At 70.1% G+C, this 25,885-nt stretch carries 24 protein-coding genes; 9 read left to right on the forward strand and 15 right to left on the reverse strand.

The genetic code is table 11. The annotated features are described in order from the left end of the window. Positions 1 to 4 precede the first annotated feature (4 nt). A complete protein-coding gene (locus ABEA39_RS07415) occupies positions 5 to 2,326 on the forward strand; it encodes an Ig-like domain-containing protein (protein WP_345374949.1) in 2,322 nt (773 codons plus the stop codon). A gap of 43 nt (positions 2,327 to 2,369) precedes the next feature. Here ABEA39_RS07415 and ABEA39_RS07420 read toward each other — a convergent pair whose 3' ends face one another. Further along, positions 2,370 to 3,008: a GNAT family N-acetyltransferase gene (locus ABEA39_RS07420; RefSeq protein WP_345374951.1), complete on the reverse strand. Its 639-nt coding sequence runs from the start codon at positions 3,006 to 3,008 to the stop codon at positions 2,370 to 2,372. A gap of 30 nt (positions 3,009 to 3,038) precedes the next feature. Beyond that, on the reverse strand, positions 3,039 to 3,932 hold the full coding sequence (gene galU / locus ABEA39_RS07425; RefSeq protein WP_345374953.1) for a UTP--glucose-1-phosphate uridylyltransferase GalU: 894 nt from the start codon (positions 3,930 to 3,932) through the stop codon (positions 3,039 to 3,041). Between the two features lie 51 nt (positions 3,933 to 3,983). Here galU and ABEA39_RS07430 point away from each other — a divergent pair, with 51 nt between their 5' ends. The 3 genes from ABEA39_RS07430 (at position 3,984) to mscL (ending at position 5,532) form a co-directional block, all read left to right on the forward strand. Further along, positions 3,984 to 4,565 (forward strand): 5-formyltetrahydrofolate cyclo-ligase, encoded by a 582-nt coding sequence (locus ABEA39_RS07430; RefSeq protein ID WP_345374955.1) that lies wholly within the window; start codon positions 3,984 to 3,986, stop codon positions 4,563 to 4,565. Positions 4,566 to 4,574: 9 nt separating this feature from the next. Continuing rightward, a complete protein-coding gene (locus tag ABEA39_RS07435) occupies positions 4,575 to 4,937 on the forward strand; it encodes an FmdB family zinc ribbon protein (RefSeq protein ID WP_345374957.1) in 363 nt (120 codons plus the stop codon). A gap of 91 nt (positions 4,938 to 5,028) precedes the next feature. Then, positions 5,029 to 5,532, forward strand: coding sequence for a large conductance mechanosensitive channel protein MscL (gene mscL / locus ABEA39_RS07440; RefSeq protein WP_345374959.1), 504 nt, complete (start codon positions 5,029 to 5,031; stop codon positions 5,530 to 5,532). A gap of 76 nt (positions 5,533 to 5,608) precedes the next feature. Here the strand turns inward: mscL and ABEA39_RS07445 are convergent, their stop codons facing one another. Genes ABEA39_RS07445 through ABEA39_RS07465 form a run of 5 tightly spaced genes read right to left on the reverse strand, consistent with a single transcriptional unit; the run spans position 5,609 to position 9,658 of the window. After that, a complete protein-coding gene (locus ABEA39_RS07445; protein WP_345374961.1) occupies positions 5,609 to 6,802 on the reverse strand; it encodes an ABC transporter permease in 1,194 nt (397 codons plus the stop codon). Beyond that, entirely contained in the window at positions 6,799 to 7,521 is a 723-nt protein-coding gene (locus tag ABEA39_RS07450; RefSeq protein ID WP_345374963.1) for an ABC transporter ATP-binding protein, read from the reverse strand. Before ABEA39_RS07450 ends, ABEA39_RS07445 begins: the two co-directional genes overlap by 4 nt. Beyond that, positions 7,518 to 8,576, reverse strand: coding sequence for a peptidoglycan-binding protein (locus tag ABEA39_RS07455; RefSeq protein WP_345374965.1), 1,059 nt, complete (start codon positions 8,574 to 8,576; stop codon positions 7,518 to 7,520). Before ABEA39_RS07455 ends, ABEA39_RS07450 begins: the two co-directional genes overlap by 4 nt. Further along, positions 8,573 to 9,079, reverse strand: coding sequence for a hypothetical protein (locus tag ABEA39_RS07460; RefSeq protein WP_345374967.1), 507 nt, complete (start codon positions 9,077 to 9,079; stop codon positions 8,573 to 8,575). The genes ABEA39_RS07455 and ABEA39_RS07460 overlap by 4 nt, the downstream gene beginning before the upstream one ends. Positions 9,080 to 9,133: 54 nt before the next feature. After that, complete coding sequence (locus tag ABEA39_RS07465; protein ID WP_345374969.1) at positions 9,134 to 9,658, reverse strand: hypothetical protein; 525 nt, start codon at positions 9,656 to 9,658, stop codon at positions 9,134 to 9,136. Positions 9,659 to 9,801: 143 nt separating this feature from the next. On the opposite strand from ABEA39_RS07465, the gene ABEA39_RS07470 reads away from it, so the two are divergent. Both ABEA39_RS07470 and ABEA39_RS07475 read left to right on the forward strand, forming a co-directional pair. Next, positions 9,802 to 10,479, forward strand: a complete 678-nt coding sequence (locus tag ABEA39_RS07470) for a response regulator transcription factor (protein ID WP_345374971.1) — start codon at positions 9,802 to 9,804, stop codon at positions 10,477 to 10,479. Continuing rightward, on the forward strand, positions 10,476 to 11,666 hold the full coding sequence (locus tag ABEA39_RS07475; RefSeq protein WP_345374973.1) for a sensor histidine kinase: 1,191 nt from the start codon (positions 10,476 to 10,478) through the stop codon (positions 11,664 to 11,666). The genes ABEA39_RS07470 and ABEA39_RS07475 overlap by 4 nt, the downstream gene beginning before the upstream one ends. 13 nt (positions 11,667 to 11,679) lie before the next feature. Here ABEA39_RS07475 and ABEA39_RS07480 read toward each other — a convergent pair whose 3' ends face one another. After that, a complete protein-coding gene (locus ABEA39_RS07480; protein ID WP_345374975.1) occupies positions 11,680 to 11,892 on the reverse strand; it encodes a hypothetical protein in 213 nt (70 codons plus the stop codon). Between the two features lie 19 nt (positions 11,893 to 11,911). After that, positions 11,912 to 15,760, reverse strand: a complete 3,849-nt coding sequence (locus ABEA39_RS07485) for an AAA family ATPase (protein ID WP_425556936.1) — start codon at positions 15,758 to 15,760, stop codon at positions 11,912 to 11,914. 218 nt (positions 15,761 to 15,978) lie between these two features. Here ABEA39_RS07485 and ABEA39_RS07490 point away from each other — a divergent pair, with 218 nt between their 5' ends. Continuing rightward, a complete protein-coding gene (locus ABEA39_RS07490) occupies positions 15,979 to 16,398 on the forward strand; it encodes a hypothetical protein (RefSeq protein ID WP_345374977.1) in 420 nt (139 codons plus the stop codon). 72 nt (positions 16,399 to 16,470) lie between these two features. On the opposite strand, the gene ABEA39_RS07495 is transcribed toward ABEA39_RS07490, so the two are convergent. After that, positions 16,471 to 17,355, reverse strand: coding sequence for a sulfurtransferase (locus ABEA39_RS07495; RefSeq protein ID WP_345374979.1), 885 nt, complete (start codon positions 17,353 to 17,355; stop codon positions 16,471 to 16,473). Between the two features lie 30 nt (positions 17,356 to 17,385). Between ABEA39_RS07495 and ABEA39_RS07500 the strand changes: the two genes are divergently transcribed. Further along, positions 17,386 to 18,036: a DUF4166 domain-containing protein gene (locus ABEA39_RS07500; RefSeq protein WP_345374981.1), complete on the forward strand. Its 651-nt coding sequence runs from the start codon at positions 17,386 to 17,388 to the stop codon at positions 18,034 to 18,036. 10 nt (positions 18,037 to 18,046) lie between these two features. Further along, positions 18,047 to 19,006, forward strand: a complete 960-nt coding sequence (locus tag ABEA39_RS07505; protein ID WP_345374983.1) for an epimerase — start codon at positions 18,047 to 18,049, stop codon at positions 19,004 to 19,006. 46 nt (positions 19,007 to 19,052) lie between these two features. On the opposite strand, the gene ABEA39_RS07510 is transcribed toward ABEA39_RS07505, so the two are convergent. From ABEA39_RS07510 to ABEA39_RS07530, 5 genes are all read right to left on the reverse strand, one after another. Beyond that, positions 19,053 to 20,303, reverse strand: a complete 1,251-nt coding sequence (locus ABEA39_RS07510; protein WP_345374986.1) for a GAF domain-containing protein — start codon at positions 20,301 to 20,303, stop codon at positions 19,053 to 19,055. A gap of 140 nt (positions 20,304 to 20,443) precedes the next feature. After that, entirely contained in the window at positions 20,444 to 21,241 is a 798-nt protein-coding gene (locus ABEA39_RS07515) for an HAD-IIB family hydrolase (RefSeq protein ID WP_345374988.1), read from the reverse strand. A 22-nt stretch (positions 21,242 to 21,263) separates the two neighbouring features. Next, positions 21,264 to 21,866, reverse strand: a complete 603-nt coding sequence (locus ABEA39_RS07520; protein WP_345374990.1) for an LOG family protein — start codon at positions 21,864 to 21,866, stop codon at positions 21,264 to 21,266. A gap of 4 nt (positions 21,867 to 21,870) precedes the next feature. Further along, entirely contained in the window at positions 21,871 to 24,531 is a 2,661-nt protein-coding gene (locus ABEA39_RS07525) for a phosphoenolpyruvate carboxylase (RefSeq protein WP_345374994.1), read from the reverse strand. A 92-nt stretch (positions 24,532 to 24,623) separates the two neighbouring features. After that, the gene (locus ABEA39_RS07530; protein ID WP_345374998.1) at positions 24,624 to 25,829 is read right to left on the reverse strand and encodes a Fic family protein; all 1,206 of its coding nucleotides are present in this window, start codon (positions 25,827 to 25,829) and stop codon (positions 24,624 to 24,626) included. Positions 25,830 to 25,885: the final 56 nt, after the last annotated feature.

Genomic DNA, 25,885 nt, shown 5'->3' on the forward strand with positions numbered 1-25,885 from the left:
CCCGATGTCTCCCTCGTTCCCCACGCTCGTCAAGACCGCCGGCTGCACGCTCGGCATCGCCACCCTCGTCTTCGTCGGCCTCCCGACCCAGGCCCAGGCTGCCCCCGTCTCCTCGATGTCCACCAGCGCCTTCGGCCCGGCCGTCGTCGCCGACAGCTCGACCGACACCGACACCGACACCGAAGCGGGGGATGCCCCCGCCGACGACCAGGCCGACGCCGACGCCTCCCCCAGCGACCCCTCCGACGCGGCCACGTCGCCCGAGGCCCCCGTCGCTCCCGCCCCCACTCCGGCGCCGGCACCGGCTCCTGCGCCCGCTCCCGAGATCCCCGCCGAGCCCGTCGCCTCCCCCGCCCCCGTCGCCGTGGCCACCGACGCCGCGCCGATCGAAACCGCCCCGGCCGCCGCCCCCGAGGCTGCCCCGGCCGAGGCCGAGGTCACGCCGAGCGCCGTCGTCCCCCTCGCCATGACCACCGCCGCACCGCCCAAGATCGTCACCCCGGGCATGCAGTTCGAGATCGGCACCCACATCACGTGGGGTTCCTACAGCATGCCGACCAACCGACTCACGACGACCACGACCTGGACGGGTGCACTGTTCGTCAGCGCCCGCGAAGTCCACAACGGCGGCAGTGGCAGCAAGGGATGGAGCGTGGTGGGAACGAAGGCCACCTCCACGAAGTACAACAGCGGTTCGGGTGGCAGCGGTCGCTACTCGAATTACTACGCGAAACTCGCCGTGCCCGCCGGCGCACAGAACGGCGATACGTTCGCGTATACCCAGAGCGTCGTCCTCGCTGGGTCCGATACGGACTCGGGTTCGGCGACGAGCGAGACCGTCGAGATCATGGTCAACGGCGCCGACGAGACCCGCGCCCCCGAAGGCGTGACCGTCGACCGCGGCACCGGTGTCGTCAGCGGCACGGGTGTGCCGGGCTCGACGATCACGATCGTCGACGCCGACGGCAAGCCCCTCGAGACCGGACCCGTCGGGGACGACGGCCGCTTCTCGGTCTCGGTACCCGGCATGAACGCCGGCGGTCTCGGCGTCACGCAGACCATCGGCGGCGTCGCCTCCGAGTCCGTTCCCGTGCGACTCTCGACGGCCACCCCCGACATCACCGGCCACCAGGTGATCGACGGCAAAGGCATCGTCTCCGGCACCGGGGAGAAGGGCGCGACGGTCGTGGTCCGCGACGCCGACGGCACCCCGATCGGCAGCGTCGAGATCACCGCCGAGGACGGCTCGTGGACCCTTCCCCTCGACGTCGACCCGACCGGCTCGTCCGTCACCGTCACCCAGGAGGCCGACGGTCTGGTGTCGCAGTCGACGACGGTCGACTTCATCACTGCGGAGGCGACCGTCGGCGAGCCCGTGGTCGACGCTGATGGCACCGTCCACCTCGGCGGCACCGGCGCCCCCGGCTCCACCATCGTCATCAAGGACGGCGACGGCACGATCATCGACACCGTCGAGGTCGACGAGAACGGCGACTGGGAGTACACGCTCCCGGAGATGCCCGAAGGCGGCGAGCTCGTCGTCGTCCAGGAGAACGACGGCATCGAGTCCTCCCCGGTCACGGTGACCATCGACGTCCCGGCTCCGTCGCTCGGCGACGTCGACCGGCACGACGACGGCAGCACGACCGTCGGCGGCACGGGCCTGCCCGGCAGCGTCGTCGAGGCGAAGGACGAGAACGGCGACGTCGTGGCCTCCACCGTCGTCGACGAGAACGGCGACTGGACCCTCGAGATCCCCGCCCAGAAGGACGGCGGCACGATCACCATCGAACAGTCGAAGAACGGCGCCTCCTCCGGCACCATCTCGCTCGAGGTCGCGCCGGCTCCCGAGCCGACGCCCGGCTCCGGCGCGGGCAACGGCAACGGCAACGGATCGGGCACGGGCACGGGGAACAGCGCCGGCTCGGGCTCGAACAGCGGTTCGAACTCGAACAACGGCACGGACTCCGGCTCGAAGGGCAGGACCGGCACCACGAACCGCACCGGCACCGCCGACGTCCTGACCGGCCTCTTCGGCGGCACCGGCAGCACCTTCCTGTTCGACGATCTCGTGAACGACGCCCCCGTCGTCGAGACGGCCGACGAGCTGGACGGACCCGACGCCGGCGCCCGAGACGGCTCGGACGACGTCCTCGCCGGCGGTGCCGCGTCCGGATCGCACGACGGTGGCTTCTTCGCCGGCATCGGCGGCGCGATCCTCACGATCGGCGCCACCGCTGCGGCCGCCGCCCTCGGCGCGCTCGCCTGGCTGCTGATGGCCCTGGCCCGCCGCCGCCGCACCGAGCAGGGCGGCGAGAACAGCTAGTCGCGTAAAGCACTCCGCACGGCCGAAGCCGGGCGACCCGAGGTCAGGGTCGCCCGGCTTCTTCCAGTGCGGACGGCGGCACGGTGCCGACTCCCGGAGGGACTCGCCCGGCGAGCCACCGCTGGAGGACCCCCTCGCGCACCTCCTCGGCCACGAGCGCGAAGCAGAAGTGATCGCGCCAGTCACCGTTGATGTGGATGTAGCGCCGACGGAGACCTTCGTAGCGGAAGCCGAGCTTCTCGACCACCCGCAGAGACGGCCCGTTCTCGGGTCGGATGCAGATCTCCATCCGGTGAAGGCCGAGGCGCTGGAAGCAATGATCGGTCGCCAGCGCCACCGCGGTCGGCGTCGCGTTGTTACCGGCGGCGTCCTGGGTGACCCAGTAGCCGATGGTGGCCGACGCCAGGCTGCCGTAGGTGATGCCGGAGACGTTGAGCTGCCCGATGAAACGGCCGTCGAGCTCGATGGCGAACGGAAGGCCGAGCCCCGCCCGTGCATTGGTCTGCAGCGAGCGGATGCTCGACCTCACGTCGATCGTGGTGAATCCGTGCGGGTTGGTGGCCTCCCATTGCCGCAGCCAGGAGCGGTTGTCCGCGAGGGCCCTGTCGAGGTCTCGGGAATCCCGAAGTCGCAGGGGTCGGATTCCGACCCGCCCCTGCGACAGCGTAGGGATGGTGGTCACGTGATCGGTGTCTTTTCTGGAGCTCGACGATCAGTCGAGGGTGGAGGTGAAGTCCTTCAGCCAGGCCTTGAGCTCGTCTCCGAGGTCGGCACGGTCGCTGGCGAGCTGGACGATCGCCTTGATGTAGTCGAGTTTGTCACCGGTGTCGTAGCGGCGGCCACGGAACACGACGCCGTACACGCCGCCGGTCCACTCCTCGGCGCCGGCCATCTTCTCGAGCGCGTCGGTCAGCTGGATCTCGCCGCCCTTGCCGGGCGCCTGCTTCTCGAGCACGTCGAAGACCTCGGGGCGCAGCACGTAGCGGCCGATGATGGCGAGGTTGGAGGGGGCCTCGCCCTGCGGGGGCTTCTCGACGAGACCGGTGATCTTCACCACGTCGTCCTCGTCGGTCGCCTCGACCGTGGCGACGCCGTAGAGGTGGGTCATCTCCGGCGGCACCTCGAGGAGGGCGACGACCGAGGCGTTCTTCTTGCCCTGCACCTCGAGCATGCGCGACAGCAGCGGGTCGCGGGCGTCGATGATGTCGTCACCGAGCAGGACGGCGAACGGTTCGCGCCCCACGTGCATCGCGGCTCGGAGCACGGCGTGCCCGAGACCCAGCGGGTCGCCCTGACGCACGTAGTGCATGTCGGCGAGGTCGGTCGACTGGTTCACTTTCGCGAGCTTCTCGTGGTCGCCCTTCTTCCGAAGGGTCTCCTCCAGCTCGGAGACGTGGTCGAAGTGGTTCTCGAGAGCGTTCTTGTTGCGCCCGGTGATCATGAGGACGTCGGTGAGACCGGCGGCGACCGCCTCCTCGACGACGTACTGGATCGCCGGCTTGTCGACGACGGGGAGCATCTCCTTCGGCATGGCCTTGGTCGCGGGCAGGAATCGAGTTCCCAGCCCTGCTGCGGGAATGACGGCTTTTGAAATGGTGAATCCCATGCCGGTCAGCGTATCTATTCCGTGCGTTACGTGGCGGTTAAGATTGCGAGCATGACTGACGCCGTCGGCGACGCCAAGCGCGCCCTCCGAAGAGAACTCCGCTCCAGACGGCGAGCCATGACGGAGAAAGAGCTCGCCGAGTCCACCGAAAAGCTGACAGAGCGACTGACCTCGCTGGCCCTCGAACTGGGGGTGACCTCGATGTCCGCCTACCTGTCCGCGGCCGACGAACCCAACACCCGGCCGTTCCTCAATTGGGCCAACGAGCGCGGAATCCGGGTCCTGTTCCCGATCACGCGCGCCGACGGCCTCCTCGACTGGGCGCTGTCGAGCGACTTCGAGACCGAGACCGAGGGCCTGTTCGGCATCCCCGAACCCGTCGGCCCCGTCCTCAGCCCGATGGCCATCAACGACGTCGACCTCATCGTCATCCCCGCGGCGCAGATCGACAGCACCGGCATGCGCATGGGTTGGGGCAAGGGCTACTTCGACAAGACCCTCGGATCGATGGCCAGGCGCCCGCCGGTTTATGCTGTGGTGTTCGACGCCGAGTTCGTGCAGACCGTTCCGAGCGAGCGCCACGACCAGCCCGTCGACGGCGTCGTCACCCCCTCCGCGATCCACCGCTTCTAGAAGGCCGCCTTGCCCACTTACTCCTACCGCTGCACCGAGTGCGACAACGCGTTCGACATCCAGCAGTCGTTCACCGACGACACCCTCACGGTCTGCCCCGTCTGCGGCGGCAAATTGCGCAAGGTCTTCAGCCCGGTCGGCGTCACGTTCAACGGCTCCGGCTTCTATCGCACCGACTCGCGTGCGAAGCCGAGCGGCGGGTCGAGCGGGTCGAGCGGCTCCGGCGGTTCGAGTGGCTCCAGTGGCGATTCGAGCAGCAAGAGCGGGGGATCCACCGGCTCCGGTTCGTCCGACAGCAAGCCCTCGAGCACCCCGGCGTCCAAGCCGGCGTCCTCCGGTTCGTCGAGCGGCGGGTCGACGCCCGCCTCCTAGCCCCGATACGCTCCTCATGGTTGAGTCGATGGAGATTCACGTTTCGAACACCACCACCGACAGCACGTCCAGCGACTGAGAAGGAGCACCCGTGAAGGGCTTCAAAGAGTTCATCCTCCGAGGCAACGTCATCGATCTGGCCGTAGCGGTCGTCATCGGTGCTGCGTTCACCGCCATCGTCACCGCCCTCGTGACGAACATCTTCAACCCTCTGATCGGCGCGCTTTTCAACGCGTCGATGCTCGACAAGGCCCTGATCGTCTCGATCCCGACCGTCTCCGGCGGCCAGGCCGACCTGAAGTTCGGTGCCGTCATCGGCGCCGCCATCAACTTCATCATCATCGCCGCCGTCGTCTACTTCTGCCTCGTCCTACCGATGAACGGCTTCCTGAAGCGCGCCTTCGCCCGCCAGAAGGTCGAAGAGGGCACGCCCCAGGAGGTCCCGCCGACCGACGTCGAGATCCTCAGCGAGATCCGCGACCTGCTCCGCGCACAGAACTCCTCGCTCAACACGACCGGCGGCTCGCACGCGGCCGAGGTCGCCCCGCCCACGCCGACCGGCACCACCGGCGTGCCCGGAATGCCCTCCGCCTAGTCCGCACCACAGCGAGAAGCCCTGCAGAGGATCCCCCTGCAGGGCTTCTCGCATTCGCGGAGCGGCATCTCGTCGGTCAGCTCTGCAGAGCCTCGGTCGGCGGGATCCGTGCAGCCCGCATGGCCGGGTAGAGCCCGGCGAGAGCACCGATGACGAGCGTCGCCCCGAGCCCCCCGCCCAGCACGATCGGCGGGATGGTCACCGGCCAGCCGTTCGACACGGCGAACGCCGCCGTCACGCCCGAACCGATGACGACTCCGGCGAGACCGCCGAGCAGCGACAGGAACAGGGCCTCCGCGAGGAACTGGCGCCGGATGTGCGGCCGCGCCGCCCCGAGCGAGCGCCGGAGGCCGATCTCCTTCCGGCGCTCCAACACCGAGATGACCATCGTGTTGGCGACACCGATCCCGCCGACGAGCAGCGCCACCGAGCCCAGCCCGACGAGCAGACCGGTGAACGCCTGCTCGGAGGCCTGCTTCGCCGCGAGCGCGTCGGAGGGGCGCTGCATCGTGATGTCGGACGGGGAGGCGGGCTGCACCGTGGCCGGGATGAGCTCGCGGATGCGGGTGAGCCGCTCCTCGTCGGCACGGACGTAGACCGTGCTGGGGTGGACGCGATCGCCGGTCAGTTTCTCGCCGGCCTTCTCCCCCATCAGCACCGACGAGTCGATCTCGGGGGCGAGCTCGACCTTCTCCAGCACGCCGACCACCGTGTGCACGGTCGTTCCGACGAGGATCTGCTGCCCGGCGTGCGTGATGCCGAGGTGCTCCGCAGCGGCGGCTCCCAGCACCACGACCGGGAACTCGGACTGCCCGTCGGTCAGCCATGATCCGGTGGCGAGCGAGCCCCCGACGACGGGAAGCAGCCCCTTCGACGTCGTCCGGAGCGCGAGACCTCCGGTCGCGCCCTTCTCCACCGCAGAGCTGCGGTAGGCGCCGAAGCCGTCGATCGCTCCGGTCGCCGCGGCATCCTCGACCCCGTCGACTCTCTTGGCCGACCCCTCCGCCGTGTAGGGCATCGGGACCTTCTCGCCGAAGAAGTCCTCGCCCTGCTCGGCCACGAGGAGGTTCGTGCCGAGCCTGTCGAGAGTGGCTGCGAGCTGAGCCTGACTGGACGACGAGATGCCCACCACTGCGATCATGGCCGCGATCCCGATGGCGATGCCGAGGGCGGACAGGACGGCCCGAGTCGGCCGGGCCACCAGCCCCGCGAGACCGAGGCGGAGGACGTCGGATGCCAGGAGCCGCGACCTCAGACGGGCGTCGGTCACGAGGATCCCCCGCTCGTCACCAGGACCGGACCGATGGTCGCGGCGTCCGCGCTGTCTCCGGCCAGCTTGCCGTCGCGGATCATGACCCGGCGCGGCAGCTTCTCGGCCAGAGCGTTGTCGTGCGTGATGACGATCACCGACGTGCCCTGCCCGTGGAGCTCGTGGAGGAGCTCGACGATGCCGGCGCCGGAGCGCGTGTCGAGGTTGCCTGTCGGCTCGTCGGCGAGAAGGAGCGGGGGCCGGTGGACGACGGCGCGGGCGATGGCCACGCGCTGTCGTTCACCACCGGACATCTGGTTCGGCTTGTGGCCGAGCCGATGCCCGAGCCCCACGCGCTCGAGCGCCTCGATCGCGCGAGCCCGGCGTTCCCGAAGGGGGACGCCGGAGTAGAGGAGTCCATTGGCGACGTTGTCGGTGGCCGTCGTGCCCTCGCTGAGGTGGAACTGCTGGAAGACGAAGCCGATCCGGTGCGCTCGGAGGCCCGAGAGCTCGCCGTCGGACAGACCGGCGACGTCGATGCCGTCGATGAGGACGGTTCCGGAGGTGGGACGATCGAGGGTCCCGAGCACGTTGAGCAGCGTCGACTTGCCCGAGCCCGAGGGCCCGACCACCGCCAGCATCTCGCCCGTGTCGACGCTCAGCGACACGCCGTCGAGCGCTCGGGTCGGCGGCTTGCCGTACTCGCGACTCACGTCGAGGAGTTCGATGACGCTCGTCATGCCGGCACCACGACCTTCTGCCCCGCCTCGAGGCCCTCGCCGGTCACCTCGACACGGTCGCCGGCGAAGAGGCCGGTCGTGACCGTGACCGGCTTGGTCGCTCCGGCAACACCCACCACCTCGACGACGAATCCGCCTCCTGCGCGAGCGCCGAGCGCGGTCACGGGGACGGAGAGGACGTCCTTCTTCTCCTCCGAGACGAAGTCCACCGACGTCGTGCCGGCCGAGAGGTCGCCGGCGGCCGCGGGATCGTCCATCGTGATGCTCACGGGGACGGTGGTCTTGCCGCTGTCTTCGTCGACCTGGGGCGCGCCGACACCGGTCACCGTGCCGCCGACGTGCTTGCGATTGGGCAACTCGACGTCGACGACGCCGCCGAAGGTCGCGAGTGGGGAACCCACCGACAGATCGACCCGCACCAGCTTCTCGGTGCGCTGGGTCGAGTACAGCTCGGTGCCCGGCGCGGAGGCCTGGCCGAGTGTCGCCGTGACCTGCTGCACGACCATGTCCCCCTCACCGAAGACGATTCGGCCCAGCTCGACCGCACCCGTGCGCTCCAGGCCGGCGTCCTTCTGCCAGGCGCTGACGGCCGTCTTCGTGCGCGCGTCGAACTTCTCGTCGGCGGCGACCTTCAGGTAGCCCCAGTCGCGCAGGTTCTGCTCGAGCTGCTGCACGTCGGGCCCCTTCGCCATGCCCTCTTCGAAGGGGCGCCACTGCGGTAGAGCGCCCGCGAAATACGCGACCGGCAGATTGTCGACGCGGTACAGGGTGTCGCGGGGCTTCAGAACCGTTCCGACGGCCGGCAGCTCGGTGAGGGTGCCGCCGATGCCCCCGGCGACGCTCGGCCCCGCCGGCCGGACCAGTTTTCCGGGCTCGGTCTTGGTGCCCTTGAGGTCTCCCCGGTCGACTGTGGCCGTCGCCGTCTTGACCTTCGATTTCGCCGTGTCGGCCTCGGGCTGGGGTGCGAGAGGACCGAGCACGAGGATGCCCGTGGTGGCCAGGACGGCGACTCCCGCCACGCAGGCGGTCACCACCCAGGCTCGTCGCGAGGTCACTTCGAGCCCAGCGCTTCTTTGGAGCAGGCCTCGTAGTCGTCGGCCGAGAATCCGGCGGAACCGTCGCTCGAGGTGATGGTCTGCGACGCGTCGTCGTCGACCTCGTAGCCCTTCTTTCGAAGACACTCGTTGATCTTCGGCTGGGCCTTCTCGAAAGCGGCCTGCTCCTTCTTCTCCTTGTCGCTCGTCGGCCGGGGCCCGAGCCTCTTCGTGACGTCTTCGATGCAGCCGCCGAAGTCCTCGTTGAACGCCTCCATGTCGGTGTCGTCGGAGAGGCCCGGGGCCTGTTGCGCGCCTCCTCCCGTGGGGTCGGGGATGTCATAGCCCTTGTCGCGAAGACACTTGGCGTTGGCGGCGTCCCATTTCACACCGGTGACTTTCGAGGCCGAACTCGGCTCTGCTTCGGAACCACCGCCGGACGAGCAGGCGGCGAGGCTGAAGGCCAGAGCAGGGACGGCCAGAAGGGCGAGGACGGACGTGCGGAAGCTGGGTGCTGTGTTCATGAGGGATTCCTTGGTCGTGCGGATGGGTGTTCGGGCTGCGGGACGGGACGGGAGTCAGTTGCCGCTCGAGGCGGGGCCGCCCATGAGGCCGCACTCGGCGATGACCTCGTCGGGGATGTCTGCCGGGCCGATCTGCGGAGTGCCGCTCTCGCCGGGGTCCCCGCCGGTGTCGTAGCCCTTCTTGCGGAGGCACTCATTGCCCTCCTGGATCTTCTTCTCGGACTCGGAGGTCTGCTTCTTCTCGGCATCGCTCACCGGGCGGGCGCCGAGCCGGCTCTTCACCTTCGTCTGGCAGGCGGAGAAGTCCTTCTGGTAAGCGGCGGGGTCCATGCCGGGAGTGATCGTGATGCCGACGGCCGGTCCGTTCCGTTCGGGGTCGGCGACGTCGTGCCCGGCGTCGCGCAGGCAGGAGACGAGCGCGAGATCCCAGTCGTAACCGGATGCGGCTGCCTTCTTCGTCTTCCCGGCGTCGGGCTCGGAGGAGTCGGAGGAACAGGCGACGAGGCCGCCGAGGAGGAGCGGCAGCAGAGCCGCCGAGGCGGCGAGGCCGACCAGACGGGTGGAGCGAGTCGGAGTCATGACGTGTCCTTTCAGGGGGACGCACTGCGCGTCGGAGTGCCTCCATCCCAGCGAGGCGGGGGTTGCGAGCCCGTAAGATCTCCGCTTTATCTTTTGTGAAGTTTGACATGTCACACTCGAAGCAATCAATTCGAGGAGGATTCATGCGCGTGCTCATCGCCGAAGACGAGGTGTATCTGGCGGAGGCCGTCGAGACGGTCCTGACCCGGGAGGGGATGGCCGTCGACGTCGTCCACGACGGCGGCGACGCCCTCGAGCGGCTGAGCGTCAACGACTACGACGCCGTCGTCCTCGATCGCGACCTTCCCGGCGTCCACGGCGACGACGTGTGTCGCTCGATCGTGGCCGACGGCAGCGGGGTCTTCGTCCTGATGCTGACCGCGGCAGGTCGGCTGACCGAGAAGGTGGCGGGGTTCGAGATCGGCGCCGACGACTACCTGGCCAAGCCGTTCGAGTTCCCCGAGCTCATCGCTCGGCTGCGCTGCGCTGCGCGTCGCCCGCGGGATGCCCGGCCGCCCGTCTTGGAACGAGGCCCGGTGCGACTCGACACGTTCCGGCGCGAGGTCTACCGCGACGGCCGCTATGTGCGGCTCAGCCGGAAGGAGTTCAACGTGCTCGAGATCCTGCTCGCGGCAGACGGCGGCGTCATCAGTGCCGAGCGCCTCCTCGAGAAGGCGTGGGACGAGAACGCCGATCCCTTCACGAACTCGGTGCGCGTCACGATCTCGACGCTGCGACGCAAACTGGGCGAGCCGTCGGTGATCGACACGGTGTCGGGCGTCGGCTATCGCTTCGCCGATCCGGACGCGGTCTCGCGGTGAAGACCCTTGCATCCCACCTCGTCCCGGCTCGGTGGAATCCGCGCACCAGCGCGCGCCTGCGCCTCACGGCGACGTTCACGGCCCTGATCCTCACCGTGGGCGCCGCGATCCTCGTGACGATCTTCCTCATCATGTCGTTCGTGCCGCAATACGACTTCAGCGCGAACCCCGGACTCCTGCCGGACGGCGGAACGGTTCCTCTCACCGAGACCGAGTCCGGTTCTCCCGCGATCCTCATGGACGAGGCCGATCCGGCCGACGCCGAGGTTGCGTCTCTCGCCGTGGTCACGATCAGCGATCCGGCCGAACTCCGAGGGCTCCTCCTGTCGACCTCGGCGATCGTCTTCGCGTTCGTGCTGGTCGGCGGCGCCATCGCGAGCTGGATCGTCGCCGGGCGCGTCCTCCGGCCCGTCGAGCAGCTCACCGAAGCGGCCCGGAAAGCCGCCGACGGTCGCCTCGACCACCGGATCGCCCACGACGGCGCGCCCGACGAGCTGGGCCGGCTCGCCGAGACCTTCGACGACATGCTCGAGCGCCTCCAACGCTCCTTCGAGGCCCAACGCCGATTCGCCTCGAACGCCTCCCACGAACTGCGCACTCCCCTGGCGACGACCCAGGCCCTGCTCGACGTCGCCCTGCTCGACCCAGACGACTTCGACCGCGAGACCCTGACCACGAAGCTCCGGGAGACGAACACCCGCAACATCCAGACGGTCGAAGCCCTCCTGGCCCTGTCCGATGCGCAGGCCGGCACCACCGCCACCGAGCCGGTCGAGCTCGACGAGATCGCGCGCGAGGTCGTCGCGAGCTCGCTGGCCGACGCCGCCGAACGCGATGTCACGATCCACTCGACGATCCTCGCCGGCCGCGTCATCGGCGACGCGACCCTGGTGCGTCTCCTGGTCGGCAACCTCGTGGGCAACGCGATCCGCTACAACGTGCACGGCGGCGACGTGTGGCTGACCGTGGCCGACGGCGTCGTCCGGGTCGAGAACACCGGCGTCGCGATCGCCGACGACGACCTCCCTCGCCTCACCGAGCCGTTTTTCCGCGCAGCCGGGCGCGTCACCAATTCGCACGGGCTCGGCCTGGCACTGGTCGACGCCATCAGCCGGGGGCACCGAGCCTCGCTCCGCCTGGACGCGCGACCGGGCGGCGGTCTCGTGGTCACCGTCACGTTCCCCTAGCGAGTGCCGCGCGTCAGCCCCAGTGCGGCGGGACGTCCTGCTTCAGGCGCGAATCGTTGTCACTCGAGTCGACACGGCGGTCGACCGGTGCGGGCGTCGGATCGCTGCCGGGCACGGGGTCGGTCGTGACCCGTCGACCGCGCTTGCGAGGGCGGAGCGCAGGGGGCGTGGGATGCGCGACCAGACCGTCGCGGGCATCCCCCGTCTCGTCATCGCTCGTCGACACCTCGCACCGTCGCCCGGGCTCAGCGCGAGTTGACGTGCTGCCGAGCCGACAGGCCCGGGGTCTCGTCGTCAGGGTGCTCGCCCGCGACCTGGTGGCCGATGCCCAGGACCTCGGCGATGCGCTCGGCGACGGCGTCGGGGTCGGTGAAGAGCTGGAAGGCGTGCACGCGGACGTAGTGCCAACCGAGGCGGCGGAGGATCTCGGGACGCTCGCGAAGCGACTCGCGGAGGCTCGACTGCACGAGAGTGGAGTCGGTCTCGATCGTGACGCAGACGCCGTCGTGTGCACAGACCAGCCCGAGCTTGCCCCGGTGGCCGAGAGCGACCGGGATCCCCTTGGACTCGAGGCGCCGGGCGAGGTCGACCAGCATCGGGTCGCTGTCGTCGGGGACGTGCTCGGCGCTGGTGCGGACCTGCACCTCGGCCAGGATCTCGGAGAGGGCGACGGTGCCGTGGCCCATGCGGTTCGGCTCGATGTCGCTCGGCTGGAAGCAGGTGACGATCACCATCGACCGGCGGGCGCGGGTCATGGCGATGGCGAGGAGGCGCTCCCCGCCGGGCTCGCCGAGCGATCCGAAGTCGCTGAGGACGCGGCCGTGCGGGGTGCGGCCGTAGCCGATGGAGAAGACCACGTGGTCGCGGCTCTGGGCGACGGCCTGCTCGAGGGTGGCGACCATGAAGGGCTCCCGACGGTCGCCCACGACGAACTCGGTCAGGTCTTTGTGACCGGCGACGGCGGTGAGCACGGCCTGCTGCACGCGGATGGCGTGCTTCTGGCTCGCGGTGATGACCATGAGCGACTCGAGCGGTCGGCTGCGGGCGTGCTCGAGGACGAGTGCGACCACGCGGTCGACCTCGGCGTCGACGCTCTCGACGGCGCCGGACTCGGGGTCGGGCACGGCGCTGCCGCCGGAGACGTAGTCGAGGGCGATGCTGCCGTGTCCGAGGAAACTGCCTGCCCAGGGGAGGGACTCGATGCGGCCGCCGTAGAAGCGACGGTTGACGAGCTCGGCCAGGTCTTCGCCGCCGGCGCGGTAGCTGCGCGTCAGCGACAGGGTCGGCAGGAGCGTCGAGAGGCGCGCCAGGGCGCTCTCCTCGTGCAGTTGCGAGAGGCGCGACTCGGCAGTGGCGGTGGCGTCGAAGTCCTCTTCGGACTCTTCCCGGCTGCGGGGCTGCTTGGCCGGAACCCGGCTCTCGTCGGTCGCCGGGCGGACCGCTATCTCGAAGTCGGAGGGGGTCTCGGTCACCGGGTCGCCGAAGGCGACGGTCTGCTTTCCGCGTCGGATGGCCCCGACGTTCTCGGCGATCGTGGTGGCACCGGCGTCGACGAGGACGACCGTGTCGAACGGCACGGTGTCGGCGATGCGGTGCACCTCGTACGGCGAGGCGAGCCAGACCGGGGCGATCGGGCGAGACAGGTGCGGCGCGGCGTCCTGCAGCAGACGACCCGTGACGTGTTCGCGGCGGAGCAGCTGCTTGAGCTGCGCGGCCTCCTCCGGCCAGTCGACCAGACCGATCTTCCAGTTCTCGGCGAGCTGCCATGCCAGGGACTGAGCACTGCCGGCGGCGTGGGCCTCGTCGACGAGACGGAAGTCCGCTTCGAGCCGGTCGAGCATGCCCGTGTTGGCCCCGAGCAGTGCACGGTCGGCCTCGAGGAGCGACTCGAAGGCGGAGCGCCACCAGGCGAGTTCGAGCTCGGCGGCGACCTGCGCCTCGGGCACGTGCCGGTTCGCGAGGTCGGTGATCAGCGGCGCGAGCTCGAGGTCGCGCAGCGTGATCATGAGCTCGGTGCGCTCCTGCAGGTTGTTCAGCACGTCGCTCTCGGCGGCGAGCACCTCGAGCTTCTGCTGCAGCTCGTCGATGCCGATGAGGCCGAGCTGATCCTCGCCCTCGAGGTGGAGCGGTCGATCGAGCTGGGCGAGGTCGTGTTCGACCTGACGCTGCAGGACGATGGTGTCGGCGATGCCGGTGGGAACCTCGGGCGGCGTGCCCGAGACGACGTAGCGCTGCCAGAGGATGCGCTGCTGCTGCACCCGCTGGAGCGCTTCGTGGAGGTCGGGAACGTGCATCCCCGGGCGGACGTACTCGTGGGCCAGCTTCTTCAGCCGGCGCCGGTCGCCGCCCGACATGCTGCCCTCGCGTCGGCCCGAGGTGGCCTCGACGAGCTCGGCGACCGAACGCTCGAAGACGACGGGGAGGAACTTGTCGAGCGTGTCGCGGATGTCGGCGAGCAGGCGCAGGTACACGCCGAGTTCGCGGATGTTGACGAAGGGCCGCATCCGCGTCGAGCCGATGACCTCGTTCGCCCTTTCGAGGAGGAACGGGAGGTCGCGGTGGTGCAGGTTCTTGGCGATCTGGTGGGCCTGGCCGGCGCTCAACTGGTCGTCGAAGACGGAGCCGTACCAAGGCGAGTCGCCGGGGCCGTAGCGGAACTCACCGAGGTTGGCCGCGTTGACCATGGTCTCGGCGACGCGACCGCGCCCCTCGACCATGGATTCGACGCTGTGGCGGCTGAGCCGCGCGGTGGTCGAGGGCGGAGCCGGCAGCAGAGCGAGGCGGGCGAGTTCGGTGAGGGAGTCGAGCACGGAGACGCCCAGCACGGGGTCCTTCCGGCTCAGCGCGCCGCGGTAGTCGACGAGCACGCGGCGCAGGCGCACCAGGGCGTCGTCGACCTCGGCCATGCCGGCCTGCTTGGCCTTCTCGTTGCGGCTGATGGCCTTGATGACGTCGCGACGCAGGGTCGACGGCGACACGGCCACCCCGGGCAGGCCGATCTCGGTGAGGCGGGAGCCGATGCCGCGGAGCGTCGCGCGACGGGCGCTGACGACCAGGACGCGCTTGTTCTGCGCGACGAGCGTGCCGATGGCGTTGACGATCGTCTGCGTGCCACCGGTGCCGGGCAGCGTCTTCACGACGAGCGAGTTGCCCGCCGTGATCTGCGCGATGACGTTCTCCTGCTCGGCGTCGGCGTCGAGCAGCAGGGTGTCGGTCTCGGGGCTCCGGCTGTCTTGCGGCGTGGCGGAGACGGGCCGGTAGGACTCCTTCACCTGCCGCAGGGCGCTCGGGTTGCCGGCGAGCGCGTCGAGCACGGGGTGGTCGAGCTCGCGCGCGTCCGACACCATCGCGTCGGCGACCTCGGCGAAGGTCGAGACCACGAGACGGGGATGCACGGTGAAGCCGTCGAGATGAGCCGTCAGCCCTCTCAGCCGATCGATCACCGGGTTCGGCGTGAACGAGCCCTCGCGGTCGGCCAACGCCACGAACGACGCGGAGTCGAGCGAGATGCCGAACTGGTCGTGCAGGGCGTCAGCGAGGGCCGGGTTCAGGATCGGGGCTCCGAGGAGGCGGAGGTCGAAGTCGCGACCATGGCGGCGGATCGCCAGAGGGCGGAGGAGAAGGGGAGCGCGGAACCGCTCGCCGGCGAACGACCACTGCGCGATGCCGATGGCGAGGTGAACGGCGTCGATGCCGCGGACGGTGCTGAGCTCGAGGCCCTTGGCCGCGATCTCGCCGGCGGCGAGGCGCGCGGCGCGGAGCGCGAGGTCGTCGCGGATCAGGCTCGACAGCAGAGTGGTGCGCCCGGTGATGAACTGCGCGAGGCCGCCGGGGTGGGTCGTCGAGAGCTCGATCCGCGACCGGGTCTCGTCGCGGAAGTGCAGGAGGGTCGAACCGCCGCCGACCGTGGCGAGGCGTGCGCGCCAGCCGTCCCAGGCGGGCTCGGCCACGTTGCCGACCTGCAGGTTCGGAGTGCCGAGCGTCAGCGCGTGCGGCATCGTGGCCGACGAGGCGGGGGCCATCGGGGTCGACGGAGCACTCACGCCGGAGTCGAGTCCGTCGTCGTCGCCCTGGTTGTCATCCGCACGCCACACCCTTCGACCTTAAGGCGTTGCGGCCGGAAATGCCGGGAGGACGGGCTGTTTTCTCGGGACCGCCAGGTTGCTCGGGCGTCAGGGCGTGCATCCTGACGCTCTCTCGTTTTATTTACAGGCTAACGAGAGTGCGATTTCATATGGAAACCCTGCATAATGCTCCTATATACAATCTGCGCCCGTAACGCTGAGCCCTTGTCGTCAATCAGGAGAGCACCATGCCATTCGAGCAGAAGTACACCCCCGAGACCCGTGAAGCATCTCTCGCGCGCGTCCTCGAGCGGCGCGAGTCCGAGCCGGGCAACCGCTCGATCATCCGCGAGACGGCCGACGAGTTCGAGGTCGGCGAGCAGAGCCTCCGCGGCTGGATCCGCGCCTACGAGAAGGCGAACGCGCCCGAGCCCGAACCGGTCGCCGCTCCCGAGGCCGTCGCCGACCCGGTCGCCGCGACGACTCCCGCCCCGGCCCGTCGAGGCCCCGGCCGCCCGCCGGCATCCGCTTCCGCCGCTGCCGCGTCGCCCACGACGAGCAGCGACGAGTCGGACTCCCGCATCTCCGAGCTCGAGGCCGAGGTCGCCAAGCTGCGCCGCGACCGCGAAGCCCTGAAGAGCGCGCTGGCGGTGCTGCTCGGCGACTGATCGGTTTTCCGGGTCGGCCGGCCGATCAACCGGAGCGCGGGTCGGTCGGCCAATGAGTCGGTCGACCAGTCCTCAGTCGCCCTCGGGGCTCGCGCCGGTGGCGACGGGACGGTCCGAATTCGACCAGGCGCTCCACGAGCCGGGGAACACCGCGGGCTCGAAACCGGCCAGCGTCATGGCGACGGCGTTGTGGGCGGCCGTGACACCCGAGCCGCAGTAGACGCCGAGCGGTGCATCCCGCGTGATGCCTGCTGTTTCGAAACGGGCCCGGAGAGCCTCGGGCGCGAGAAAACGACCGTCGGCATCGACGTTGCCCCCGGTCGGCACGCTCACCGCCCCGGGCACGTGCCCGGCCTTCGGATCGATGGGCTCGACCTCACCGCGGTACCGCTCGCCCGCGCGACTGTCGACGAGGGTGCCGCTCGACGCCACGTCGGCCGCCCCATCGGCGTCGAGGACCGGCAGATGCCCGTACTCGAGCACGACGGAACCGGAGCGGAGCGGGGGATGCCCGGGGCCGGTCTCGAGAGGGAGCCCGGCCTCGCGCCACCCGGCCAGCGCGCCGTCGAGCAGTCGCACGTCGGCGACGCCCGCGTACCGCAGCAGCCACCAGGCCCGGGCCGACGCCATGTTCGCACTGTCGTCGTAGACCACGACCGTCGAGTCGGCGTCGATGCCCCACACCCGCGCGGACTCCTGCAGGTCGGCCACGGCCGGGAGCGGATGGCGGCCCTCGGACGGCGCGCCGTGCGCGGCGAGCTCGGTGTCGAGAGCGACGAAGATCGCGCCCGGCAGGTGGGCCTCGGCGAAGTCGGCGGGCCCGGCACCCGGCCGGTCGAGCCGCCAGCGGACGTCGAGGACGACGACCGCGGCGCCCCGCTCGTCACGGAGCCGGGCGAGGTCGACGGGACGGATCAGGAGGTCGCGGGCCGGGTCGCTCGTGGGGTCGCTCGTCATGCGAGAAGCGTAGACCGCTAGCGTTCAGGCATGCCGTCGCCGTACGAGATCGCCCTGGGCCCCGCCCTCGACGGACTGCATCCCCGTCTCCGCGCCTACTTCGGCGAGATCCCGCCCGGGAGCGTGGGGCGAGGCGAGGGCGTCTTCGCGAGCGTCGGCACCCCTCGGCGGTGGCTGTGGCCGGTGCTGTCCGTGCTCGGGCGGCAGGGCATCCTCTTCGCCGCCTGGGCTTCGGACGTGCCGTTCACCGTGACGAACCGCCCCCTGGTCGATGCGGACGGCAACACGGCGGTGGGCGCCCTGCGCACCTTCGTCTTCGCCTCGGGCAGCCGGACCATGACGGACGCGATCACGGCGACGCCGACGGGTCTCGTCGACGTGCTCGGGATCGGGCGGCGACTCGAAGCGCCGCTCCGGGCTCGGGTCGACGGCGGCGCACTCCGGCTCACCTCGCACGGTGTGACGGTCGCCCTCGGCGGACGACGCCTGCGGCTGCCCGGGTGGCTGTCGCCGCGCGTCGAGCTGACGGAGCGGTTCGACGACGAGACCGAGCGGCAGCAGGTGTCGCTCACACTCGAGGCGCCCCTGGTCGGCAGACTGTACGAGTACGAGGGCAGGTTCACTTACACCGTGGTGCCTTCGGAGCAGCCGGGCTCGGAGCACCGAGACCATTCGTCCTGAGGGGGATCCCATGACCGACCGCATCGTCCTGGCCGGCGCTTCCGGTTTCATCGGGCAGCACCTCGCCGAGGCCTTCCGTGCCGACGGGGCCGAGGTGGCTCTCATCGGGCGGAACGGGCCTGACGCGACCTGGGGCGACACGACGGCCATCACCCGGCTGCTCGACGGCGCCGACCTCGTGGTCAACCTCGCCGGCAAGAGCGTCAACTGCCGGTACACGCCCGAGAACCGCGCCGAGATCCTCCGCTCCCGCATCGAGACGACCCGCGAGCTCGCCGTGGCCTCCGCGGCCGCGGCCACGCCCCCACGCCTCTGGCTCAACTCGTCGACGGCCACCATCTACCGGCACGCCGAGGACCGCCCGATGACCGAGTCGACCGGCGAGATCGGCACCGGCTTCTCGGTGTCGATCGCCACCACCTGGGAGGACGAGTTCTTCCGCCACGAACTGCCCGGCACGCGGAAGGTCGCCCTCCGCATGGCGATCGTGCTCGGCGACGGGAGTGCCCTCGTGCCGCTGATGAACCTCGCGCGCGCGGGCCTCGGCGGGCCGCAGCTCGACGGACGCTGGCCAGCGACGAAAGCGCGCCTCGATGCCGGCACGTACCACCGCTTCGGGGCGCGGGGCGGTCGTCAGAAGTTCAGCTGGATCCACCTCGACGACGTGCTCGGCAGCATCCGCTTTCTCCGTGACCACGAGGAGATCGACGGCGTGGTCAACCTCGCGGCGCCGAACCCGAGCGACAACCGCACGATGATGCGGACGCTGCGGCGCGTGCTGCGGGTGCCGGTCGGGATCCCGGCGTGGCGGTGGATGCTCGAGCTGGGGTCGGCGGCGATCCACACCGAGACGGAGCTCGTGCTCAAGAGCCGATGGGTGGTTCCCGAGCGTCTCGAGGCGGCCGGCTTCCGGTTCGAGCATCCTCACCTCGAACCGGCTCTGCGCAGCATCGTGGCGGCTCGCCGCTGAGCGCGGCGGGGTGGCTGAGCGCCCCGGGGTCACCGGGCGAGTCCGCTCAGTAGGCCCCGACGACCTCGTCGGACGTGACCGAGCCGGCCGGGACGACGCCCTCGGCCAGTTCGCGCTGGACCGACAGGGCGAGTTCGCGGAGCAGCACGAGGTCGACGCTGTCGACGCCGCGGGGCTCCGGGTCCATCACGCACAGGGCGCCGATGCGGACCCCCTCCGGCGTCTCGATGGGGTGGCCGGCGTAGAAGCGGACGGCGGGGTGGGTGACGAAGCGGTCGTCGTGCCAGACGTCGGGCACGACGAACGGGGTGCCGCTGCGGATCGTCTCTCCGCACATGGCACCACGCAGGGGCGCCTCCTGGACCATGCTGCCGGTGAAGGACTTGTTCCAGACGCGGTCCTCGTCGATCACCGAGAACGCCGCACCGGCTGTACCGAGGAGCACGCGGGTGCGCTCGACGATGTCGTCGAACCGCTTCTCGTGAGGGGAGTCGAGGATGCGCAGGGCCCTGATCGCGGAGAGGCGCACCTCGTCGCTCTGCGGGAGGTTGCGCGTCTGACGGGCCGTGCGGCAGGCGAGCACCCGCGCATCGAGCAGGGGGGCGAGCCGGTCGGCCTGGTGACCGGCCCAGACCTGGAACGCGTCGGACACGCTGCCCCGCGGTGCGTCGCCTTCGCGCGTGAACTCCTCGGACTCGACGGGAGCGGCGAGGAACGTGACGCCGTCGCGGTTGCGGCAGATCTCGCGGCTGATCTCGTCGAAGAGGGCGGCCTGCTTGTCGACGAGGCTGCCTTCCTTGACAGAGAAGGCGCGGAGCGAGCTCGGACGGTGGACCCCCATCAGGAGGATCTCGGCGCCGCCGTGGGACTCGGCGCAGATCCGGTCGAGGACGGCCTCGAGGCCCGCCCGCCACGAACGCGCCGACGTGAGCCGGAGCGCGTCGCTGACCCCGAGGACGATCACGACGGCGTCGAAGGAAGCCAGACGGTCGCCGGGCAGGGCATCCCCCGCGTTCTTGATGGTGATGCCGGGGTCGGCGACGACTTCGACGTCCACCCCGCGGCCGGTGCGGTGCGACAGCTTGCGGGCGAGGTGACCGGGAAGGGCCAGGTCGTGGCTTCGGACGCCCCAGCCGACGGCCGCTCCGTTGCCGAAGACGAGGATGCGGTCGGGGTCGATGCCCGGAGCGTGGGCCCGCGGGTTGTCGTCCGGGCGAGGCAGACCGAGACGCCCGCCGACCTGGTTGTACCGCCCCCGGAGGAACGGGAGGATGCAGTGGTGGAGGATCGACGGCACGGGATTTCCTGGTTCTGGTCGGGTTTCTCCGACGGGTGATCGGAGGACTACCCCCCGACTATCCCCCGGGTGACCAGTGGGGTACAAGGCCCCACTCCGGGGTGAGACCGACTCGTCTCGACGGAGCGGGGGCCGTGGCCTCAGTCGGCGAGCAGCACCCGGAGGTAGGCCGCGGTCTCGTCCGGCCCGTCGACCTTCACGCCCGTCAGGGGCAGGACCAGCACCGGGTAGTCGTTGCCGCCCTCGTCGAGGCGGTCGCCGACGAAGATGGTCTTCTCGAAAGCGATGCCCGTCTCGCGCTCGAGCTGACGCATGCCGTAGGCCTTGTCGACGCCCTGCAGCGTCACGTCGATGGACGTCGAGCCGCCGGAGCGGACCTCGAGATCGGGGAGCTGAGGCGCGATGGCCGCGCGCAGAGCCTCTTTCTTCGACCCCGTGGGATCCCACTTCTTCTTCTCGTCGACCGGCGCCTCTTGACCGAGCGCGGAGAAAGTGACCTGCGAACCGCGGTTCTCGAGGATCGGGCCCCAGGTGTCGGACTCCCAGTAGCCGAGCTCGCGGGCGGTGCGCTCGATGATCTCGAACGCGTCGGTGATCTGCTGGTCGGTGAGGTTCGTGGCGTAGCGCTGCACCCAGGCGCCGTCGTCGAAGCGCCAGTACTGAGTGCCGCAGGTGGGCATGAGGTGGAGGCGGGTGAACGCCTCGGCGTCTTCGGGCAGGCGGTTGACGACCTGCATGCGGAACTGCTCGATCTGACCGCCCGAGATGATGCAGACGTCGACGTGCCGCAGCAGCTCGACGAGCAGCTCGGCCATCTCGTCGCTGAGGGCGGTCTTCGACGGCGCGAGGGTGTCGTCGAGGTCGAAGGCGATCATGGCGGGCAGGGTCGTCGGGGCGTCCTGCCAGGCGAAGGGCTGCTGCGAAGTGGTTCCGGTCATAGTGTCGACGAGCCTATCGAAGTCAGGGCTCGACGCTGAGTTCTTGCCCGGGTGAAAGGTGGATCTGCTCGGGTGGCTCGTAGCCGACGAACCGGTCGATCAGGACGTCGACGTCGGACTCGATCACGAGCATGTCGGTGAAGCGGGGATGCGTGAACCGGTGGTCGCGCATGTTCGCCACGAGGGCCACCAGCGGGTCGTAATAGCCCGCGACGTTGAGCAGGCCGCAGGGCTTCTGGTGGATGCCGAGCTGGGCCCAGGTCCATTGCTCGGTGATCTCCTCCAGCGTGCCCGGGCCGCCGGGCAGCGCGAGGAACGCGTCGGAACGGTCGGCCATGATGGCCTTCCGCTCGTGCATCGTGTCGACGACGATCAGCTCGGTGATCTCGTAGTGCGCCTCTTCGCGGGACTGCAGCGAGTGGGGGATCACGCCGGTGACGGATCCGCCCGCCTCCATCACGCCGTCGGCGACGGCGCCCATCAGCCCGACGTGACCGCCGCCGTACACGAGCCCGATGCCCCGTTCGGCGAGGCGGGTGCCGACCCGGTAGGCCTCGTCACGGTAGACGGGGTCGTTGCCGGGGCTGGAGCCGCAGAAGACGGCGATGGTGAAGTCGTGGCTCATGGGGTCATCCGGTGTTCTGGACGCCGGCGGCGATCCCGTTGACGGTCAGGAGGAGGAGACGGTGGTCGGCATCCGCCGGGTCGTTGACCTCGGAGGTGCGGATCCGTCGCAACGCGCGGAGCTGCAGGAGGGAGAGGGCGTCGACGTACGGGCTGCGGAGGCGGACGGCGCGACTGAGCACCGGCCGGTCGGCGATGACCTCGGCGTTGCCGCTGGTCGCCATGACCCACTTGCGCGTGAGGGCCATCTCGTCGAGGACCTTCGCGCTGAGGTCGGGACGGTCGGCGAGGGCGAGGTACGCCTTCGCGATGCCGTCGTCGGTCTTGGCGAACGACATCTCGACGTTCTTGATCATCGAGGCGAACAGGGGCCACTCGGCGTAGGCCTCACGGAGCACGTCGACGTCGCCCACGGCCTCGAGGGCCGAGCCGAGGCCGTACCAGCCGGCGAGGTTGATGCGCGCCTGGCTCCACGCGAAGACCCACGGGATCGCTCGAAGGTCTTCGAGCGACTCGACCGAGAGGCCGCGCCGGGCAGGCCGCGAGCCGAGGGCGAGCAGGCCGATCTCCTCCATCGGGGTGACCGTGGCGAACCAGGGTGCGAAGCCGTCGGCCTTGACCAGGCCGAAGAAGGCCTCGCGCGAGGCGAGGTCCATCGTGTGGGCGAGGTCGCCGAAGCGGTCCGCCGCAGCGGAATTCAGCACCTCGTTCGACGGGCTCGACGCCATCAGCGTCGCGGCCGCCATCTGCTCGATGTGGCGGGCGGCGATGGTCGCGTTGCCGTACTGGGCGAAGATGACCTCGCCCTGCTCGGTGATCTTGAAGCGACCGTCGACGGAGCCGCGGGGCTGCGCCATGACGGCCTCGTTCGCCGGTCCGCCCCCTCGGCCGAGGGCGCCGCCGCGACCGTGGAAGAGGGTGAGCACGATGTCGTTCCGCTCCGCCCACTGGGCGATGCGCGCCTGCGCGTCGAAGAGGGCGAACGTGGCACTGACCGGACCGACGTCTTTGGACGAGTCGGAGTAGCCGAGCATGACCTCGACCTTGCGACCGGTCGCGGCGAGACGCTCCTGCACGGAGGCGGTCTGGAGGGTCTCGTCGAGGATGCGCGTGGAGGCCTCGAGGTCGGCGAACGTCTCGAACAAGGGGATCACGTCGAGCACCGGCGCCGCCTCTTTCGACCCGAGCGCGATCTCCGCCAGGGCGGTGACGTTCGCGAGGTCTTGGGACGACTGCGTGAACGACACGATGTAGCGCGAGGCCGCCCGGATGCCGTAGCGCTTCTGCAGACCGGCGATGGTGCGGAACACGTCGAGCACCTCGACGGTCATCGGGCTGAGCTCGCCGCCGGCTCGGGCCTCGGCGAGAGCCTGACGGTGCACCTGCGAATGCTGGCGCACCTCGAGTTCGGCGAGGTGGAAGCCGAACGTCTCGACCTGCCAGATGAGGTTCTGCAGCTCGCCGTTGGCGCTGCGGTGCGCTCCGGCGGCCGCGAGCGACGTCTGCACGATGCGGAGCTCGGCCAGCAGCTCGTCGGGCGAGGTGTAGGCGAGCGCCGACTCGCCGCGCCGCGTGGCGTCGATGCGCCCGGCGATGAAGAGGAGCACGCAGCGGTGGATCTCCTGCGGCGACCGGACGCCGATCTCCGCGGCCACGGTGGGCTCGAGCTCGCGGAACCGGTCGGCCAGGGCGGCGAGCGCGGCATCGGCCGGGGTGTCGTCCTGGTCGAGGGTGAGGGTGCCGCCGATGCGGGTGGTGGCGCGGTGGAGGCCGAGCAGCACGTGCTCGGCGGCGATCTCGGCCGCGGCCTTCGTCACCTCGGCCGTCACGTGCGGGTTGCCGTCGCGGTCACCGCCGATCCAGCTGCTGAGGCGGAGGAACGCGGGCGCCTTGGCGGGGGCACGGCCGGCCTCGTCGCCGAGGAGCCGGTCGTCGAGCAGCCGGTACACGCGGGGCACGACCTCGAACAGGGTCTGGTCGAACACGCTCATCGCGGTGCGGACCTCGTCGAGCGGCGTCGGCCGCGTGGTGCGGATCGGCGAGGTGCGCCAGAGGGTGTCGATCTCTTCCAAGAGGCGCCGCTCGTTCTCGCCCAGGGCGACGGCGTTCTCGGCGCGGTCGCGCTCGGTCAGCAGCTGGCTGATGCGGCGGATGGTCGACGACACGGCCCGACGACGGGCTTCGGTGGGATGCGCGGTGAGAACGGGCTGGAAGCGCAGGTTCTGCAGACGCGCGGCCGCCTCGTCGGCACCGACCTCGTCGACGAGCACGTCGAGGGTCGCCGGCAGCGAGTCGGAGACGGCGCCCTCGTTCGGGCCCCGACTCTGGAGGACCCGCACGCGGTGGTGCTCCTCGGCGAGGTTGGAGAGGTGGAAGTAGCAGGTGAAAGCACGGGCGACCTCTTCGGCACGCTCGTGGTCGAGGGCGTCGACGACGTGCTGACCGTGCTCGGGCGAGGTCTCGGCCGTGCCCTCGTAGGCGCCGATGACCGCGGCCCGCAGGCTCTCGACGTCGTCGAACAGCTCGCGCCCGCCGGCCTCGATCAGCACCCGGCCGAGCAGGCTCCCGAGGAAGCTGACGTCGGCCCGTAGATCGCGGTCGACCGCGTCGCTGATGTCGTCGCGACTCGCTCCGTCGGGGCGGCGGGCTCCCTCGATCGTCGTCATGTGCATCCTTTCGAAACCGGTCCCTTCATCCTATGGGCGGCTGATTTCGTGCAGATGACACGACGTCACGCGGCGCCTCCGTTGCACACTCGTCAGTGTCGGCTGCGTCGGGCCCGGGCGGCGAAGGCGTCCAGGGCTTCCAGGACCGCCGGTGCCTCGTAGACCCGATTGCGGGTTCCGGTTCCGATCTGACGGACGACACCCGCGGCTACGAGGTCGTCGATGCCGTTCTGGGCGTTGCGAGTACTGACGCCCAGGACGAGACCGGCGACAGCCGCGTCGAGGACGGGCTGCCGTTGCAGGACGTCGAGAAGGCGAGAGGCAGCACTCCCCCGCCGCGAGGTCACGGCCTCACTCCAGCCGACGCGTGCCTCGGTCAGATCGGCGACCAGACGGCGGCCGTTCACCACTGCCCGGGACGAAGCCGTGGCGAGGGCGCGGACGATCGGCACGACATCGCCCTCGCGGTAAGCGGTCAGGGCGCCGAAATAGCCGTCGGTGTCCTGCAGCAGCCCTGCTGAGACAGGCACCATCACGTGACTCGTCACGCCGAGACGGTGCAACATCGCCTGGATGAGTGCGCGCCCGGTCCGTCCGTTGCCGTCGGGGAACGGATGGATCGTCTCGAATTGAGCGTGGGCGACGGCGATCTGCGGGAGCGCCGGCAGGTCGAGCCGTCGGGCGAATGCGACGAGGTCGGTCATGGCTGCGCCGACCCGGTCGTGGTGGGGAGGAACGAAGGCGGCACCGTGCGGACTGTTCGAGAAACCACCTCCGATCCAGACCGGCCGCTCACGCCAGCCGCCGACGAATTCCGGGCTGTCGTCTTTCAAGATCTCGGACTGCATGCGAACGATGCTCGCTTCGTCCAGATCGTCGGCCAGCTCGAGAGCTGCCTGGAGTGCGCGCACGTTGCCGACGACGAGACGCGAATTGCCGCCGGACTTCCGACCGAACTCCGCCAAGGCGATGCTCTTGGCAGAGGCCGTCAGATTCTCGATCTGCGAACTGGCCGCACTCTCGCTTCTCAGCAGGATCGCGGAGAAGGGTGCGACGACGGAGCCGCCGGCCGAGTCGAACCGACTCAGGTCGAGGAGGGCCTCTTCGAGAAGGACCGCGGTGTCGTCGTCGAACGCCGGCAGTCGCCGTGTCGCGATCGGCGGAACGACGGCCGCGTCGTAGGGGCCTCGCGATCGAAGAGAGGATCGCCGCGATTGCCCGGGCTCCGGCTCGCCGTGCCACGGTCGGGGCTCGAAGCCGACGGCGGGCCATGCCAGCGGTTCGTCAGGAGAGAGCATCGAACCACTATACGGATGTTTGTAGCCATAAGCATCGGCATGGCTCGCGGTTCGGA

The sequence above is a fragment of the Frondihabitans cladoniiphilus genome, assembly GCF_039544345.1.
GTDB lineage: Bacteria > Actinomycetota > Actinomycetes > Actinomycetales > Microbacteriaceae > Frondihabitans > Frondihabitans cladoniiphilus.